The sequence below is a fragment of the Planctomycetia bacterium genome, assembly GCA_015200345.1.
Taxonomy (GTDB): Bacteria; Planctomycetota; Phycisphaerae; order UBA1845; family UTPLA1; genus PLA3.
In genome coordinates this window covers 3,237,704-3,255,237 of the sequence record CP054187.1, presented here as the reverse complement: position 1 = coordinate 3,255,237, position 17,534 = coordinate 3,237,704, and the positions used below count along the sequence as shown (strand labels likewise).

The following is a 17,534-nucleotide window of genomic DNA, read 5'->3' as shown; positions in this document are numbered from 1 at the left end:
TCGCCTGCGAATCTCGAGTGTCGCCTCACACCTGCTTGGCCTTGGCCAGCGCCAGGCGCGCCTTGCTCGCATACTCCGAGTCCGGCGCGAGATCGTGGACGATCTGCCAGCTCGCCGTCGCACGATCGATCAGCCCCATGTTCTGAAGCGCCAGCGCGAGATTCGCCTGGAAATCCACGTTCTGCGGCCGCGCGGCCACCGCCTTCTCGAAGTGCTCGACGGCGATTTCGAACTGATGCCGCTGGGCAAAGAGCAGCCCGAGCTGATAGTGCAGGTCGAGGTAGTCGGGGTGCACATCCATCGCGCGGCGGAGTACGTCGATCGCTTCGTCGGTGCGGTCCAGGTCCGCCAGCGTCAGACCGAGTTTGACCAGCGCCTTCATGTAGGTCGGGTTGATCGTCGTCGCCTCGCGGAACTGCTCGACCGCGTCCTCCAGCTGACCGCGATTCTTGAACAACAGGCCCAGCCGATAGTGCATGTCCGCGTGATTCGGGCTGATCTTGATCGCTTCGCGCAGCCGCTCGATCTGTTCGGAGACAAGATCGCTCGCCCCGTCGGCGGACGCCTCCGGCTCGGTGCGTGCATCGACGCTGCCGAAGCAGCGATTGGCCTCCCGCCCCACGGCCGCCTTCAGGTGCATGCGCGCCACTTCGGAAAAGAGCAGCGTGCTGTTCGGCTCGATGTTTCGAGCCATCTCAAGCGAGCTCATGGCTTGTTCCGTGCGGCCGAGCGCGTGTTGCGCCATGCCGATTCCGACGTACGCGCCCAGCAGGCGATCGTTGATCTCGATGCCCTGCGTGAACCACTTGGCCGCTTCCTCGAAACGCCCGGCGCGGAGATGCTGCGTCCCGAGCTTGACGTTGGCCTCCAGGCACTCCGGCGAGAGTTGGGCCGCCTGTTCATACTGCGCCGTCGCCGCCGAGTCATTTCCGATTCGCGCGTAGAGATCACCCAGTCGCAGCCGCGTCTCGGCCTGCTCCGGTTCCAGTTCCAGCGTCTTGTGCAGATGCTCGATGGCTTCACGAAACAGGCCGGCTTCCTCGTAGGCCTTCGCCGCGTCGTTGTAGGCGGTCCAGTTCTCGGGCGCGAGCGCCAAGGCGTACTCGTAGCGCGCGATCGCGCCGTTTGCGTCGCCCGACTTCAACAACAGGTTCGCTAGCGTCAGGTGAACGTCGGTCTGCTCGGGGTCCAGCTCCGCCAGTTTCGAATATTGTTCGATCGCGTCACCGATCCGCCCCTGCGAAATCGCAATGGCCGCCAGTCGCTCGTACGCATTGCGCAGCGTCGGGCAGATCGAAATCGAATCACGGTAATACGACGCCGCTTCGTCACGGCTGCCCAAGCGCTCGTAACAGTATCCCATGCAGAACAACACGGCCGGGTTGACCGGCTCGGTTCGCTGGGCGGCACGCAGATGCTCCATGGCCTGCTCGATCTGGTTCAACTCGTCCAAGGCACAGGCCAGTCCCAGTCGCGCGGCGAGGTGTGCGGGATCGCGCGCGAGGATCTGCTCAAACACCGCTCGCGCCGCGGTGGGATTGTCCCGCCGAAGGTATCGCCCGCCAAGGCGAATCCCCAGTCGCGGATCGGCCGGATCGGCCCTCCAGGCCGCTTCCAGCGCGCCGATCGAGTCCACGGGTTCATCGCCACCGAGGATCGCACCGAACGCACCGTGTAGATGAGCGATCAGGCCCCTTCCCAGCGCTTCGAGAATATGAGACATCGGTCTTCCCCCTGTCAATCCATGCCCACCAGCGCCAGCGCCTTGCGCGCTGCGCCGAAGTTCGCATTCAATTCCAGTGCACGTTCGTAACGTTCGCGCGCTTCCACGCGCTGCCCGCGCTGCCGATACAACTCGCCCATCAGGTAATGCACGTCGGGGTAGTCGCCGCCGCTGGCTATGGCCGCCTGAAGCCGCTCGATCGCCGCCACGGAGCGATGCGTCTGCGCGTACAGTCGGCCCAACTGAATCAGCGCTTGAACGTAGCGCGGATTGATCGCCGTCGCGCGCTGCGCCGAGGTGATCGCATCGTCGGTGCGCCCCAGCCGCGCGTACACGCGCGAGCAGTGATAGTGCAGATCGGCGTACTCCGGATGCCGCGCCAGCGCCCGCTCGAGCGTTGCCGCCAGCATGCCGAACACCGAACCATCCACGTCCGACGCCGGCAGCAGAAGGAACGCCTCCACAAATTCCGGATCGGCCGCCGCGACTTCGCCCAGCGCATCCAGTCCGTTGTCGTCCAGTTCCTGGCGCGACAACGCCGCCGGCTCGACCGCCACCCGCGCCGCCTGCGACGCCAGCGTCAGCAGCCAGCCTGCGTAGGCATCGCGCGGTCGCAGCTTCTGCGCCGCGGACAACTCGCGCAGGCTTCCGACCACGTCGCCGATGCTCGCCAGCACAAGCCCCCATTGCAATCGAATGGCCGCGTCGGTCGGGGCGAGCCTCGCCGCCGCGCGCAACGCCGTCTCGGCCTCCGCGTGTCGATCGAATCCCGCAAGGATGACACCCAGTTGGTACGGCAGGTCCGCGCGATGCGGCTGCGTGCGAATCGCCTCGGTCAGCGTCTCGACCGCGCGATCCACCTGCCCGTCCTTCACAAACGCGTGCGCCAGGCGGATCGGCAACGTCCGCTCGCGTGAGCCGGCGTCGAGGCCGCGTTCCATCTCGGCCGCCGCCAGATCGAACCGGCCGCCGACCGCGTGGCAGGCCGCGAGGTACTCCGGCAAACCTTTCGCATCCGGGTTGATTCGCCGCGCCGCAAGGAAATGACGCGCGGCGGTCGTATGGTCTTGCGCGCGCAACGCCGTGATGCCGACGTGAATGTGCGATTGCGCAAGATAAAATTTCGCCAGCGTTGCCGGCAGCCCGCGCTCGGTCTCCAGCGGGGCCAATTGCTCAATCGCCGCGGCATAGTCGGCGCGCTCGTAAGCCGCGAGGCCCGCCTGGTATCGCGCCGCCGCCGTGCGATTCTTCGCATCGCCATGACGTCGATTCATTGCTGAACTCCCTTCGTCCGAAAACCCGGCCTCCGTGCCCATGCCGGCAATCATCTCCCTATCGTCCGCTGTCCGACGCAGCATGACCTTCGGCGCGTGGTCCCCCGATCCGCCCTCGAGCAGCCCTAAGTTCCTTTCACGAACAAGCCTGCAAACGCCCGTCACGCTTGCCCGCCACACACGACGGCCGATACACTATCGATCGCGTTGCGGGTCAATCCCGCCCGCTGACGAACACGATTGATCCAGTAACCACGGAGGCCACGGATGGCCGGCTCCGCCACCCTGAACCGACCCCGACCCAAAGCCAAAGACCAACTGCAATTGCCGTTCGGCCAGGACGAATCAGCCGCAACGCCTGCGGAGTCCCCCATGCCCGCCACGTCCGGCACCAAGTCAAAAGATCACCATGCCAAGTCCGACAAGCCGTCGAAGGCCGTTCGCGCACGCGAGGAATCGGGCACGGACAAGCGTCGCGGGGCGAAGTCCGGCTTCGCCACGGCCGAGTCGATGTCGAAATCGCAGCGGGAAATTTCCGTTTCCGAGTTCTTCGCGAAGAATCGCCACCTGCTGGGCTTTGACAACAAGCGCAAGGCGCTGCTGACAACGGTCAAGGAAGCGGTGGACAACAGTCTCGACGCGTGCGAAGAAGCGGGGATTCTTCCCGACATCCACGTGCGCATTTCACAGACCGACGCCGAGCGTTACGCCGTGACGGTGCGCGACAACGGGCCCGGCATCGTGAAGCAGCAAATCCCGAACGTGTTCGGCAAGCTGCTGTACGGCTCGAAGTTCCACCGATTGAAAATGTCGCGTGGGCAGCAGGGCATCGGCATTTCGGCCGCGGGCATGTACGGCCTGCTGACGACCGGCAAGAGCGTGCGGATCACGTCGCGCACGGGCAAGCGGGCCGACGCGCATTATTACGAGCTTCAGATCAACACCAAGACGAACGACCCGCAGATCGTCAAGGAGAAGACGATCAACGTGGATTGGGACCACGGAACGGAAGTGACGATCGAGCTGGTCGCGACGTATCAAAAGGGCCGTGCGTCGGTCGACGAGTACCTGGAGCTGACGGCCATTGCCAATCCGCACGCGCGGTTCGAGTTCGTCGATCCCGAAGGCGCGGTGATCGAGCTGCCGCGCGGGACGGACGTCGCTCCCGCGCCGGCCGTGGAGATCAAGCCGCACCCCTACGGCATCGAGCTGGGCGTGCTGATCAAGATGCTCAAGGACACGCGTGCCAAGACGATGTCGCAGTTCCTTTCGCACGAGTTCTCGCGCGTCAGCGTCGGCACGGCGTCGACCATTTGTGAGAAGGCGGGCGTCAGCGCCCGGTCCAACCCGCACCGCATCGGCACGCACGAAGCGGAGACCCTCTACAAAGCCATGCAGGAGACGCCGATCCGCGCCCCGGCGACGAACTGCCTCTCGCCGATCGGCGAGAAACAGGTGTTGGCCGGGCTGCTCAAGGGCGTCCGGGCCGAGTTCTTCACCGCGACCACACGCCCCCCGGCCGTCTATCGCGGCAATCCGTTTCAGATCGAAGTGGGGCTGGCCTACGGCGGGGAACTCGGCCCCGATCCGTCGGCCGAAGAGGAGCAGGCGAAACAGACGAACGAAGCCGTCGTGCGCCGCGGCAAGGTCGTCACCGAGTCGAAGGCCCCGTCGACGGCGAAACTGCTGCGCTTCGCCAACCGTGTGCCGCTTCTGTTTCAGCCGGGCGGGTGCTGCATCACCAAGGCGGTGACGGAAACAGACTGGCGTCGCTATGGCTTGTCGCAACCGGGGGGCGCGCTGCCGCAGGGGCCGCTGGCGATTTTCGTGCACATGGCGTCGGTCTGGGTGCCGTTCACCAGCGAGGGCAAGGAAGCCGTTGCGGATTACGACGAGATTCGCAAGGAGATCAAACTGGCGGTGCAGGACTGCGGGCGAAAGTTGCAGGCCTATCTCAACCGCCGCAAGAAGCAGAAGTACGAGTCGGACCGGCGAAGCATCTTTCAGCGCTACATCGGCGAACTGGTCAACTCCGTCGCCGCGATCAAGCGGATCAACAAGCAGGAACTGACCGATCAACTGCTCGCCATCGCGAAGAAAGTCACCGCGCGGGCGGACGAAGAGGTCGAGCTGATCGGCGGCGAAAGAACGAACCCCGCGCGCGGCGGGAAAACCCCTGGAAAGGCCGGCAAGAAGTCAGGCCGCGGCGGCAAGGCGACTGAAAGCGATGCCGTCTCGTCGGAATACGGCGAGAATACGATTGTCGTGGATCGCGCGGCCCAGGCGCCCGGCCCGTTGTTCAAGTAAAACAAATCATTTCCAGAACTGCCACCACTTGCGCCGCGGCGCGCTCGTGGTACGCACCGTCGCGTTGGGAAGCTTGAGCCGCCGCTCCATCCACTTGCTTCGCGCGAAATGCTGCGGATGCTCGCGGAACCGCTGCCGTGATGCCTCGCTGAAGAACGCATCCGCCGGCGGCATCTCGTTGTCCGCGTCGTAGAACTTCAGTGCCTCGTCGAGGCACTGGGCCGCCTCCCACGCCAGCGCACGCGCCGTCGCCTTGTCGGCCGCCTTCTCCGACGCCTCAAGAATCGACCGAAACAACGTCAGCCAGCCGAGCAGATCAACCGCCGACGATCGCTCTGACGTGTCGTTGATGATGTTGCGCTCGCCGCTCTCGCGCGTCGGCGGCGGAGAAATTACAAATGCCTTCACATCGGAGGCCTGGCAGGCCTCGCAACGGACGATTACCTCGTACGCTCCTGCTCGCTCGCCGCGACGCGTTAGCTCACCCTGCGTGCGAACCGGCCCGCGCCCGCATCGTCCGCACGGGGTGATCTGAAGGTACAAGTACGCCTCGGCGACGCTGTGAACGTGTACCGTTCTTGACCCGTGTCCGGCCATGCAAAGCATTCTATTCGGCCTGCGACGGCCTGTCGCAGCCCGGGAATCCCGATCGCTCGCGCGATCGGATCCCTGGATTTCAGGTGAAGAATGCGAGCGGGCTAATTCAACGGACCGAGACCGTGATTCACGATGATCGTATTCGCGCCGACGTGATCGACCTTGATGTTGTGGCCGCCGAAGTCAATCCGCACGGTCACGCTGGCATTGCTGGCAAAGCGCAGCGTGTACGTCCCCGGACTGGTCACGGCGAACGAATAGCCGCCCGCGATGTTGGTCGCCTTCACCACGTCACCGAGCCGAACCGATGAATTGGCGATGCCCTCACCGTGGTCGTACTGTGCATTTTGATTCGCGTCGTTATACACCACACCCAGCACGAAAACCGCGTCGTCGAGCGACGTCGCGTATTCCTGCGCCTGCATCAGCGAGTCGTACGTGATTCCCTCGCGCGTGAAGTTCCCACGCACAATCGCCAGCCCGATCTCGCGGAAATTGCGGTTCAGCATCGTCACGCGGTGCCCGCGCCCGTCGATCCCCGTATCAACAAACAAATCCTGATGCTGCTGCTCCGTGCCGCCTACCGGGTCGAGATTGCCCGTCGTCCCCCGCCACGCGAGATTCTCCCCGGCCGTCGTGAACGCGTACCCCGCCGCATTGATCCGATCAAACGGCGTCTTTCCGCTCAAATTGTTGTGCCCGAAGTAATCGTTCGCCAGCATGTCCTGCGCGTGCAGACGCGCGGCCGTGCTCAAGGCGGCATTCAGCGCCACGGCCGGCTTAGGGGTCGTACTCAATTGACCGGGAATTCCCTCGTCGATGGCGATGCCGTATCGCGCCGCCTCCGGGCCGGGTCGGAGCCGCGCGCGATTGATCCGCTCCAGCGTAAGCTGCTCAAGCAGCGAGGCCGCGACGGAGGGTGTCGAGCCGGGCGGAGGCGTTTCGCTGCTGACGAGGCCGCCGTTCTGCGCCGGGTCGTTCCCGCCGGGCAAACTGCCGCTCATCGTGTCGCAACCGACCAAGGTCGCGATGAACAGGGTCAGTGCGGCGCGACCCAGCCAATTAAATCGAACCCCGTGCATGAAATTGTCAGCCTTTGTCTCGACGTCCCGCGCGGTTTTTTGAGACATTGCCGCCCAGCCGGCTCCTCGTTTCGGCAAGTATAGCATGTCAACGAATGCTCGGCCCGCCGACCCGCAAAAGGCCCCTTGCCATTGATATCGTCCTCAACATGTTGCATCATATCTGGACGTTCACAACCAACCGGGGGGCCGATTGGGGGGGGAGAGAATAGCCTGGAGGAGGCGGCGTCGCCGCACAGCGGAGATCTCCTGCCATGAGCTTGTTCGCCCAGAAACGAAGTGCCGTAAAACGACCCCAAGGGCCGATTCTTTTTGTTCACCGAAGCCGCTTGCGACCTGCTCGGTGGTACAGCGCTCGCGTGTGCGCGATCCTCGCCGGTGTCATTGGACCTCGAACCACTCTGGCGATTCAGCCCGCACAAGCGCCCCCGCCGGCGGTCGCCGAGCAGGAAACGATCGTCATCAAGGGCCAGACGTACAAAGTGTATCCGGCGGAGCAGCTTCGCGCGCGGGGGATCACCGTGAAGGACGTTCCACGCGACCAGAACGCGGCGTATGTCTATATCGACGCTATCAATGCGATGGTCCCCATGCCGCAGGACGAGGAGTTCGGCAAGGCGTGGAACGACGCTCAAATGGGCAAGTGGCCTCAAGGCCCGACCGGTGATCGCCTTTCACAGTGGTTCGAGCAGAACAAGGCCGCCCTGGACCTGGCGCGATCGGCCGCCCAGATGCCCGCTTATTCCATGCCGCTCTTTGGAGAAACCAATGCATCACTCTATGCAACGCTTTTGCCCCAACTCTCCGACTATCGGCTGATCGCAAAGTTGCTCTGTGCCGAAGCAGAACGGAAACTGAACACCGGCGACGGGGACGGCGCGGTGAATGACTTCGCCAATGTTCAAAGGATGAGCGCCCAGTTCGCCGATGGCATTACGCTGATCGAGGGAATGGTCGGAATCGCCGTGCGCGAACTATCCACCAACCGCATTCGCAAGGCCGCCGAAACGGGCAAGTTCACGCCGGAGCAACTCGCGCGGCTCAACGCCGAGATGCAGGCCGTTGCCGAGCGTTTCGCCACGTCGGAAGACCTTCTGGTCCGCGAGCGCGCCGTGAGCGAGTCAATGGTAGACGATCTGATGCGGCAAGCCGGCCCGCTGGCGCTCTTCAGCGACGGCGCACTCTTCGACCCGACATCCGATTCCTCCAAGGAGACGGGATTTGGTCGACTTGCCCTCGCACTCAAGAAGGTCCATTTCCCGGATCGCGCCGTCCGTCGGCACGTCCGCGGGTTCTACGACAACATCCTCGAACAGAGCCGCGCGACCGCAGGCGGCGGAATTCCCACAATCAACGAAGAGCAGGCGCTCGCGCAGATTCCCCCGTGGAGCGTGCCCGCGCGGGTGATGGTGCCATCGCTGACGCGCGTCTATGAAATATCACTGCGCCACCAGAGCAATGCGCTGCGCACCCGGGTCGCCCTCGCAGCGCAGGCGTACAAGCTCGAACATGGGCAGCTCCCGCCGACGCTCTCGGCCCTCGTGCCGGCCCAACTGCCCGCCGTTCCCATCGACCCGATGACCGGCCTGGAGCTGGAGTACTCCATCGGGCCAGGCGGCGCGGGTTATACCGGTCTCGAGCCGGTAAACAGCAAGAACGACGAACAGATCCGTGCCAAGCGCAAGGTGCCGGTGATCGTCAACCGCCGCGCGAGCGACTGGCGAAAATACGTCGATGCATTCGCCGCCGCGCACGCGCTCGACGAGGGCCAGCGCAACGCCGCGGAGGGCGTGCTTCGCTCGCTGGAATCGCAGGCCGTGTCCTTCGAAGCCGCGCGGGGCGAGTCGATTCAGCGATTACGCGCTGCGGGCAACGACGCCGCGTTGGCGAAAGAACTCAAACCGCTCGAAGACTTGTTCGCCGAACTCAAGAAGCGCCTCGACGCCATCCCCACGGCCAAACAGCGAGCCGCCGCGAAGGAGCAACGCCCATGACGACGCGACGACTTCAAACTCGCAGCGGTATCAGCGGGCTTTTGATCGCTTGCGCGTTCGGCTCGTTGCTCATGCTTTACGCCGTCGCGCCGGCCCGCGCGGCCGACCCGCTGCTGGAAACCATCGCCGATGACGTTGCCATCGCGGTGCAACTGGAGCGGCTGGACCGCGTCTTTCCGCCGAAGCAGCTCGAGGGCATTCTGAAGGGCATCACGGAAATACCCGCAGCGGCCAATAAAATCGAGGCCGCCATTCGCAAGTTCCCCGGCCGCGTCGCGCTCGCGCTGACGCCGCAGACGGAAAAGCAGAAGGAAATGATTACGGATGTCGCATTCGAACTGGGCGGCGATGCCGGCGCGTTCGATGAGTGGGTGGAGAAATCGCTGATCCCCGCGATCGAAGCCATCGGAAACGAACCGGGGCGCATCAAACTGGAGGCGTCGGCCACGATTCGCCGCATCACCGACGCCCGGCGCGACGAAACCGTCTTTGCGTATTCCGTGCGCGATCGCATCGCCTTCGGCAGCACGCGACCGCAACGCGTGCAGCATTGGCTGCGCGGCGAGTTCCCGGCGAAGAAATGGGTGCAGCTCCCCGGCTCGCGCCGCACCATCGCCAGGCTGGAGAAGGATTTCACCGCGCGGGTCATCTTCAACCCGAATTGGCTCCGGCAGCAATTCGACAAGCCAAAGCCCAACACCGGCGAGGCCGTGCTGCACACCATCCTCAACCCCGACGATCTGCTATCTGCGGTGATGGAGTTGCACTGGACGCGCAGCGCCCTCTCGGCGCAGGTGACGCTCGCACTCGTTGATCGGTGTGAAGGCATCGCCCGCGTGTTGCAGCAGCCGGCGACGCCATCGGCGGCCATCGGCTCGTTCCCCGATGACTTCGTCGCCGTTGGGCGCATCGCGATTCCGAGTTTCTCCGCGCTGGCCGACGGCATCTACGCGATCACCGATCGCTTCGATCCGACCATCGGCGAGGAATATCGCGAGGACCTGGCGACGTTTCAGACCGAGACCGGAGTTGATTGGAAGAACGACATCGCGGCGAACATTGCTGGTGAGATCACTTTCGGCGTCCGCGTCGATTTCACGCAGATGCCGCCCATCGGCTGGGCCGTCGTCTGCCCGCTCGCCGACGAAGCGACGTTCAACGCGGCGTGCGACCGTCTCACCGCGCACTTCGAATTGCCTCTCAAAACAATCCGGCGCGACAACTTCAACTTGCGTCAGTGCACCGCGCCCCCATTCGTCATGACTACCGCCGCGAACCGATGGATCATCGGCGACAGCCCGCGCACCGTCGCGCAATTGGCCGCGGCCCGCGGCGGCGAACGCCCCGTGTCAAAAAACCTCCAGCGGCTCTACCAGGCGCTCGGCGAGGCCAACCAGATGGCGTTCATGGTGGACCTTGGAGTGCTTCGGCAGAAGGCCCCGATGGCGCTCATGGCCGTGCCGCCCGCCTTGACGCGCCTGCTCGCCGGGGGAGCGGTCGGCGTCAGCCTCACGAATCAAGACAACTTGGCGCGGATTAACTTCCGATGGGACCTGCCCGGCGGCACGGATCGACCAGGACGCGACCGCGACGCCGAGGATACCAACGCCAATACGCTGGCCGACGGCGGCGAGGCGCCCGTGGACGGCGGCGAAGCGGCGGCGATGTTGATTTCCACGCTCGTGTCATCCGTCAGCGCAGCACGAATCGAGGCCCAGAAGGCCGCGAGTATGGCTAATCTGCGCGGCATCGGCATGGGTATTCATTCGTATGCGCAACGTCACAAGGACGCATTCCCGCCTGATTTGAGTACGCTGTTGCGCGAAGGCGTGATCTCACTCGATCAATTCCAAAACCCCTACACGGGCGAGAAACCCCAGGAACCATCCGACCTCGATCGCTCGGCCTATGTGGTGTATCGCCCGGGGCTGACATCGAAGAGCGACCCGCGCGAAATCATCCTCGCGGAGCGAACACCTCAAGAAGGCGGCGCCTGTTTTCTCTTCATCGACGGCCACGTCGAATTCATCGCCGAGCCGCGAGCGTCAGAACTGATCGGCCTCCTGTTGCAGGGTGCCGAAAGCATTCGCCCGTAACCGCACCAACGAGCCGATTGCGCGAACAATCGAACCGGCATCCTGTCTGGTCCGCCATTCGATCGCTCGCGCGATCGGCTCCTGAATCTCCTGTTAACATTCAGCGTTTTGGCGTTTGGTTCCCCACGCCCGATAAGCGCCCTCCATGATTGACGACCTGCCCGCTGCCGCCTTAGACTCTAAAGGACTGCAAGCCGGGGGATACGATTGAACTTGTTGCGAACAGGAACTGCCGCCATGCGCCCGCCTCGCCCTCCATTCGCCCTCGCCGCCGCGCTGATCGCGGTCGCGCTCGCCGGCTGTGAGAACAAACCCGAACCCCGGCGCACGGCCCAGACGGCCGTCGCGGGACTGATGCCCGCCGGTCAACCCGGCTACGACGAAGGCTATGTCATCGATCAGGCACAGGTGAAAACCGCGCCGGCGCGAAAAGTCTCCTACGAACCGTTCGAGTCCTTCCGCAAGAAGTCCGGCGCGACCGCAGCCAGGCCCGAGGGAGCCGCGAACGAATCCGGTGCCGACGCGGACGTAACGCCGGCGAAGCCCAGGCCAGCCGCCGCACGACCCGCCTCGGCCGGCGCTCGCCCCGCCGCACCGCGGCAAATGCCCCCGGGCGCGGGGGGCGGGTTCTGGCAGCGTGTCGGAATGAAGACACTCGCCGGCGCGATGGGCGGCCCGCCGCCGGCCGGCGCGACCCAGCCACCGGCTGCCACCGAGGAGGCCGCCGGCGAAGACGACTCGGAAAGCGACGATTCCGACGACAAAGCATCATCGGACGAGGATGAATCCGAGGACGGTTCAGATGACGGTGAAGCGTCGAATGACGAATCCGAGGAAGAAGAAAAGTCCGATGATGACGGCGATTAGCCGTTCGGAGTCGATCGCTCCAGCCCGACCAGATCATCGTACGATTCGCGCCGGCGGATCACCCGCCACGAATCGCCTTCCACCAGCACCTCCGGCGGGCGCCCGCGCGAGTTGTAATTGCTTGCCATGACCATGCCGTACGCGCCGGCCGTGAAGACGGCCAGCAGATCGCCGCGTTCCATGGGCGGCAGGCGGCGCTCCTTCGCGAGAAAATCGCCGCTCTCGCAAATCGGCCCGACGACATCGTACAGCACCATCCCATCGGCTCGCGCCGATTCGCCGCGCGGTTCGGGCACGAAGCCTGCCGCCGGCGCGACCGGCCACATGAAGTGATACGCCTCATACAACGCGGGGCGGATCAATTCCGTCATGCCCGCGTCGATGATGAGAAATTCCCGCTCGCCGCCCCGTTTACGATACAGCACGCGCGAAAGCAGGATCCCCGCGTTGCCGGAGATCGATCGACCCGGCTCGATCACCACCTGCAATCCGCCCTGCGCCACGTACGGCTCGACCAGCGGCACGATGGCCTTTGCGTACGCCTGCGCATCGGGCGCTTCGCTTCCGCGGTAGTGCGCGCCGAACCCGCCGCCGATGTCCAGCATGTCGAGCGCGAATCCCGCCGCGCGAAGCTCGTCAATCAGCCGGGTGGCCTTCGTCACGGCCGAGACGTACGACGAAACATCATTCACCGGCGAGCCGATATGCAGGTGGATGCCGGTCAGTTGCACCTGTGCACCGCGACCGAAGGTCTCGAAGACCCGCCGGGCGCGTTCCAGATCAACGCCGAACTTCGTCTCCTTCTTGCCCGTGCTGGTGTAGCGGTGCGTCTTCGGGTCCACATCGGGATTCACACGCAGCGCCGCGCGAACCGGGCGGCCCAGCTTCGCGCTGATCGCCGACAGGTTCTCCAGCTCCGCCTCACTCTCGATGTTGAACCAGCCGATGCCGGATTCGATCCCGGCGCGAATCTCGTCATCCGTCTTGCCGACCCCGGCGAATACGATCTTCGCCGGGTCCCCGCCGGCCTCCAGCGCCCGCGCCAACTCGCCGCCCGAGACGACATCGAACCCCGCGCCCAGCTCGCGCAGCAATCGGCACACGTGAAGGTTCGCACAGCTCTTGATCGAGTAGCAGATGATCGGCCGCAGCGGCGCGAAGCCCTCTGCCAGCCGGCGATAGTGGTCACGCAGCGTGGCCGCCGAATAAATGAACGCCGGCGTGCCGATGGACTCGGCGATCCGGACCACGGGCGTCTGCTCGCACCACAACGCCCCATCCCGATATTGAAAATGATCCACAGAGTATCCCGCAGAAGATTTGATTCGGTCAGCGATGCGCGCTGCCGGAGACCGGAGCGGAGGTCGCTGGCTTCGCGCCGGCTGATTCGCCCGCGTCCTGCTTGTTGATGCGGCCGCTCATGACGCCGCCGTAGTTCGCGCCGCACCACGTCCCCGCGTAAAAGCCGTTGTCGATCACGACGCGCGCCGAATACGTCCCCAGCCCCGGCAGCGGCGACTTGTCCAGCGTGATGACCGGCGTATCGCCCGCCCACTTCACCTGCACCGGAACGGGAATGGTCACGTCCTTGTCGGCGTACTGCACGCGCGCCGAAATCACCCAGTTGTCCCCCACCGACTTGCTCACTTCGTCAATCGTATATTTATCCTCGCGCGGCTCGCTCAATCCCGCCGGCCGCGCCGCCCCACCCGCGACTGCCGCCTCGCCCAGCTTCGTCATCTGCCACGAACCCGCCAGCACGCTGTGCTCCAGCGCCGCCTTGAACGCCTCCTCGCGCGGCGTCAAACGCGATGTACGACCGCGACTGCCCCGCGCCGCCGCGGGCTTCGAGGCGGATTCGCCTTTCGGCGGCGGCTCGCCGGGGAACCACATCCCGCCGGCGGCCACGCACGCCGCCAGCAACACCGTCAGGTGCTTGTAACGGATTCGTCTCATGAGAACGCCCTCAATCTCTGCGCGATTCGGCGATGACTCGCGCGATCCCGCGCAATACCATTGTCGCATCGATCGCTCGAGCCTGCAACGCGAACCGCCTTCGCAGCCGAACGAGCGCGCGAGTCGTCGCTCACGTTCAACGCGGTGCATTTGCCACGCCCCTGCGCCGATTTTCTCATTCACAATCCCATTGACTCGCCGCGAGCCTGTGGCACACTTACCTTTGGGTGGGCTTCATCACGAGCGTCGCGACCCTCACCCTGTCATCTGCGAGGCCTCATGCCCCTCGCGCGCGACGCTCGACCTTTTTCGAGCCGCGCCTACTCGTCCTGTCGAGACACATTCTGCGAGCGCTTGTACACCGGCGGCTGACACTTGCCATTCCCATTCCCTTCTTGCAGAATCCTGCTGTTAACCGAATTGCAAGTTAATGCGGAGCCGCCAGATGTCGCCTAGAGCCCTCACCGCAACCTGTCTCGCCTTGTTCGCAGTCGTCGCCGCCACGCATGCTCCCTCCTTCGCCCAGACACTCGACCCCGACGACGAAGGCCTCTACCAGGACCGCCTCGAATACGACCCGGCCACCGGCAAATGGATTGCCATCGCCCCGCCGATCCCCGGTACCGAGGACGGCGATCTCGCGCTGGCCCGGTTCCTGCTCGCGCGCAACAAGTACGCGAAAGCGCGAAAAGCCTTCGCCGCATGGATGAAGGCCTATCCCGAATCGCCCAAATGGCCCGAGGCGCTGCTCTACGCTGCCGAGACCGAAATCTCCGCCGAAGATGAAAAGCCCAAGGCGGGCGACCTCATCCGGGCCTACGAATGGCTCAAGGAGATCGTCGAAGGCTGGCCCGGCACGGAATCAGCCGACCGCGCGCTGCGCAAGCACCTCATCATCGCCGAGATGCTGCTTTTCAAGGATCGCAAGCAGAAGATCTGGAAGGGCACGCTGCACCTCTCGGCCCGAGAAGAGGCGCTGCAAATGCTCGATCGCGTCATCGACGACTACGCCCGCGAAACGCCGATCGCCGAGCAGGCCCTGCGGCTCAAGGCCGACTATCACTATCAGGCCGGCGAGTTTGAAGAAGCCGAGGAGGCATACGCCAGGCTGCTGCGCGATTTCGCCCGCGGGCGCTACGCGAAGATTTCGCTGCTGCGATGCGGCGAATCTGCCTATGCGCGCTTCCCAGGCGTGGAATTCGACGACGCCGATCTTCTGGAGGCGGAAGTTTATTTGCAGGATTTCCGCGCCAAGTACCCAAAGGACGCCGAGGAAAGCATCGTGCCGCAGGCCCTGGCGCGCATCCGTGACAGCCGCGCCGAGAAGGACTTCCGCGTCGCCCAGTGGTACGAACGCATCCGCCAGATCAATGCCGCGGCCTATTACTACCGCACCGTCGATCGCAACTATCCCGACACGACCTGGGGTGCCCAGGCCCACGCGCGATTGATCGCCATCGGCGCTATCGAACCCGATGAAGAATTGCCCGCACCCGCGACCGAACCGGCGAGCGAGACTCCGACCGAAACTTCTGCGAACGCCTCACCAAGCTCGGGTAATCAATAGGGCGCGCTGCCCAATTTGACTGTTAGCCGGAGGGCCGGCCTCCGCGGAGCATTCACCTGCCCGCCGTGGACACGCCCAGCAATTCGGCCCACAGCGCATCCGTCGCCTTCAAATCCACCTGCGGCTGCACTCCCTCGGTCAAGATGTGCCAGTTCGTACGCAGTTGTCGGCCGTCGAGGAAAATCGCCGGCGTGCCCTCGACCCCCAGCGAGGCCGCCAGCGCGACATCCGACTCAATCCGGCGCATCACGTCGTCCGATGCCATCGCCCGCTCAAACGCTGCCGCGTCGATTCCCAGATGCTTCGCGAGCGCCGTGTACGGCTTTTCGTCCAACGAACCGGCCACGTCGTACAGCTTGTCGTGATACGCCAGCCCCTTGGCCGCGTCGCCCGCCAGCCGCGCCGCCTCGGCCGCCCGCGCCGCGTCGCACGCGAAATAGTGAAACGCGCTCGTCACCTGCGCATTGCACTGCGGCGACATCGGATAATGCTTCAGCACGATGCGAACCGCACCGGGATAAATCGTCGTCAGCCGCCGGGCATACTGGTCAAACAGCCGGCACTTCGCGCACTCAAAATCACTGAATACGATAATCGTATGTTTCGCATCGGCCGCGCCGAGCGCGAGCGCATCCGTCCCGACGGCGATCTCCCGCACCGGCTCGCGCGACAACCGCCACGCGATGTACGCCGCGTTGTTCGTCGCGGCCAGGTACTCCCGCTGATACTGCCGCGCCGCCGCCTGCAACTGCACCGACCACGCCCCGACCGCCGCCGCCAGCGCCGCCGCGAAGCAGCCCGCCAGCACGCCGATCGCGCGCCCCGTCAACGGATGCGCCGGCTTGCCATCCGCACGACCCGGCCACGCAACCACCGTCAACACCAGCATCAGCCCGTTCACCCCGTGCGCCGCCAGGCACCACGAGCACCACACCGGCAGCCGCGTCGCCATCACGTACACAAGCCACGCCGACACCACCGCACCCACCAGCACCAGCGCCATGGGCACAAGATGCCACGGCCGCGCGCGATGCGTCGGCACACCGATCGCAGCGAACCAGACACCCGCGGCACAGAAATAAGCAAAGCCGATCAGCGACGTGGAAATGCCGCGGAACTTCGACCAACGGCTTGCGAGGACATAATCGCAATTGACCCGCGCCGTGGGGGCGCAAAGCCGCGAACCGAACGTGGCCGAATTCGAATCACCCCCGCTCGGCAGCGTCATCGCCAGCAGCACGGCGCAGATCACCGCCCCACCGATCGCGCAAAAGATGAGAAGGAAATGAAGAAGACCCCGTCTGCCCGCACCGCGCCGAACCACGTCATGCGGCCGCCCGTCGATTACATCGGCCCGCTGTTCATCCAACACCGTGGCTCCATGAAATGGGAGATTCGTGGGCAGCGCTCACGCGACCCGGGCAATGGGCAGACCGGGTATCGCCTCGAAAGGCCCGGCAGGCGATGCCCACCCTGCCAAATCGTCAACCCCGGGTTCCAAGCCCCGGGCCTTACGTCTTCTGCGGTTGCACCGTCAGCATCTGCGTGCCACGTCGCGGCACTTTCAACATCTGCCGCGTCGAACTAAGCGTCTTGCCGTCGTCGCGGATGTACTTCACCACGACCGCGATCTGTTTGCCTTCCAAGTCGAGATCATCGCGCCATTGCAGTCGCAGACCGTAGCCCCAGCCCAGCAGCGTGCGCTCCTTGCAGCGCCACGGATACGCCTGGTCCGGCGGCAGTTCCCACTCCTGGAGCGGCACCGCCACCTCGTGACCGGCGCCATCGCGATCCACGCGATACAGGCACACGATGATCGTTCCCGAACCAAACACGCCGCGCGGCTTGCCAGGCCCTTCCAGAAACACCGAACACTTGAATCCGTTCACGCGGCTCGTCCCATCATTCGAGAACGACAGCCACGGCTCGGCGCTGAAAAACTTCGTCACGCGGACTATGTTCGACTCCACCGGTGGCTCGCGATCGTCCCCTTTCGACGTCGCGGCGCTGAACGACGTCGTCACCCCCGGCTCCACCGGTTGCATGCACCCCGGCAGCGATCCAATCAGAC

Annotated in this window: 13 protein-coding genes; 5 read left to right on the top strand and 8 right to left on the bottom strand. The window is 64.7% G+C overall.

The annotated features are described in order from the left end of the window. Positions 1-25: 25 nt before the first annotated feature. Both HRU71_13240 and HRU71_13235 read right to left on the bottom strand, forming a co-directional pair. A complete protein-coding gene (locus HRU71_13240) occupies positions 26-1,723 on the bottom strand; it encodes a tetratricopeptide repeat protein (GenBank protein ID QOJ04392.1) in 1,698 nt (565 codons plus the stop codon). A gap of 14 nt (positions 1,724-1,737) precedes the next feature. Further along, positions 1,738-2,997: a tetratricopeptide repeat protein gene (locus tag HRU71_13235; protein QOJ04391.1), complete on the bottom strand. Its 1,260-nt coding sequence runs from the start codon at positions 2,995-2,997 to the stop codon at positions 1,738-1,740. 372 nt (positions 2,998-3,369) lie between these two features. On the opposite strand from HRU71_13235, the gene HRU71_13230 reads away from it, so the two are divergent. Further along, on the top strand, positions 3,370-5,304 hold the full coding sequence (locus tag HRU71_13230) for a DNA topoisomerase VI subunit B (protein QOJ04390.1): 1,935 nt from the start codon (positions 3,370-3,372) through the stop codon (positions 5,302-5,304). Positions 5,305-5,310: 6 nt separating this feature from the next. Here HRU71_13230 and HRU71_13225 read toward each other — a convergent pair whose 3' ends face one another. Both HRU71_13225 and HRU71_13220 read right to left on the bottom strand, forming a co-directional pair. Next, positions 5,311-5,901, bottom strand: a complete 591-nt coding sequence (locus tag HRU71_13225) for a hypothetical protein (GenBank protein QOJ04389.1) — start codon at positions 5,899-5,901, stop codon at positions 5,311-5,313. Positions 5,902-6,002: 101 nt separating this feature from the next. Beyond that, complete coding sequence (locus HRU71_13220) at positions 6,003-7,031, bottom strand: hypothetical protein (protein QOJ04388.1); 1,029 nt, start codon at positions 7,029-7,031, stop codon at positions 6,003-6,005. A gap of 281 nt (positions 7,032-7,312) precedes the next feature. On the opposite strand from HRU71_13220, the gene HRU71_13215 reads away from it, so the two are divergent. From HRU71_13215 to HRU71_13205, 3 genes are all read left to right on the top strand, one after another. Further along, positions 7,313-8,977 carry a hypothetical protein gene (locus HRU71_13215; GenBank protein QOJ04387.1) on the top strand — a complete coding sequence of 555 codons (1,665 nt, stop codon included), beginning with the start codon at positions 7,313-7,315 and terminating at the stop codon, positions 8,975-8,977. Continuing rightward, positions 8,974-11,073, top strand: a complete 2,100-nt coding sequence (locus HRU71_13210) for a hypothetical protein (protein QOJ04386.1) — start codon at positions 8,974-8,976, stop codon at positions 11,071-11,073. Before HRU71_13215 ends, HRU71_13210 begins: the two co-directional genes overlap by 4 nt. 237 nt (positions 11,074-11,310) lie before the next feature. Next, positions 11,311-11,940, top strand: coding sequence for a hypothetical protein (locus HRU71_13205; protein ID QOJ04385.1), 630 nt, complete (start codon positions 11,311-11,313; stop codon positions 11,938-11,940). On the opposite strand, the gene lysA is transcribed toward HRU71_13205, so the two are convergent. Both lysA and HRU71_13195 read right to left on the bottom strand, forming a co-directional pair. Further along, positions 11,937-13,241: a diaminopimelate decarboxylase gene (lysA, locus tag HRU71_13200; GenBank protein ID QOJ04384.1), complete on the bottom strand. Its 1,305-nt coding sequence runs from the start codon at positions 13,239-13,241 to the stop codon at positions 11,937-11,939. The two genes, HRU71_13205 and lysA, sit on opposite strands and share 4 nt — an antisense overlap. Before the next feature lie 28 nt (positions 13,242-13,269). Then, positions 13,270-13,896: a hypothetical protein gene (locus HRU71_13195; protein QOJ04383.1), complete on the bottom strand. Its 627-nt coding sequence runs from the start codon at positions 13,894-13,896 to the stop codon at positions 13,270-13,272. A gap of 430 nt (positions 13,897-14,326) precedes the next feature. Between HRU71_13195 and bamD the strand changes: the two genes are divergently transcribed. Beyond that, positions 14,327-15,463 carry an outer membrane protein assembly factor BamD gene (gene bamD, locus HRU71_13190; GenBank protein QOJ04382.1) on the top strand — a complete coding sequence of 379 codons (1,137 nt, stop codon included), beginning with the start codon at positions 14,327-14,329 and terminating at the stop codon, positions 15,461-15,463. Between the two features lie 52 nt (positions 15,464-15,515). Here bamD and HRU71_13185 read toward each other — a convergent pair whose 3' ends face one another. Both HRU71_13185 and HRU71_13180 read right to left on the bottom strand, forming a co-directional pair. Further along, a complete protein-coding gene (locus tag HRU71_13185) occupies positions 15,516-16,835 on the bottom strand; it encodes a thioredoxin domain-containing protein (protein ID QOJ04381.1) in 1,320 nt (439 codons plus the stop codon). 139 nt (positions 16,836-16,974) lie between these two features. After that, a complete protein-coding gene (locus HRU71_13180; protein ID QOJ04380.1) occupies positions 16,975-17,508 on the bottom strand; it encodes a hypothetical protein in 534 nt (177 codons plus the stop codon). Positions 17,509-17,534 lie beyond the last annotated feature (26 nt).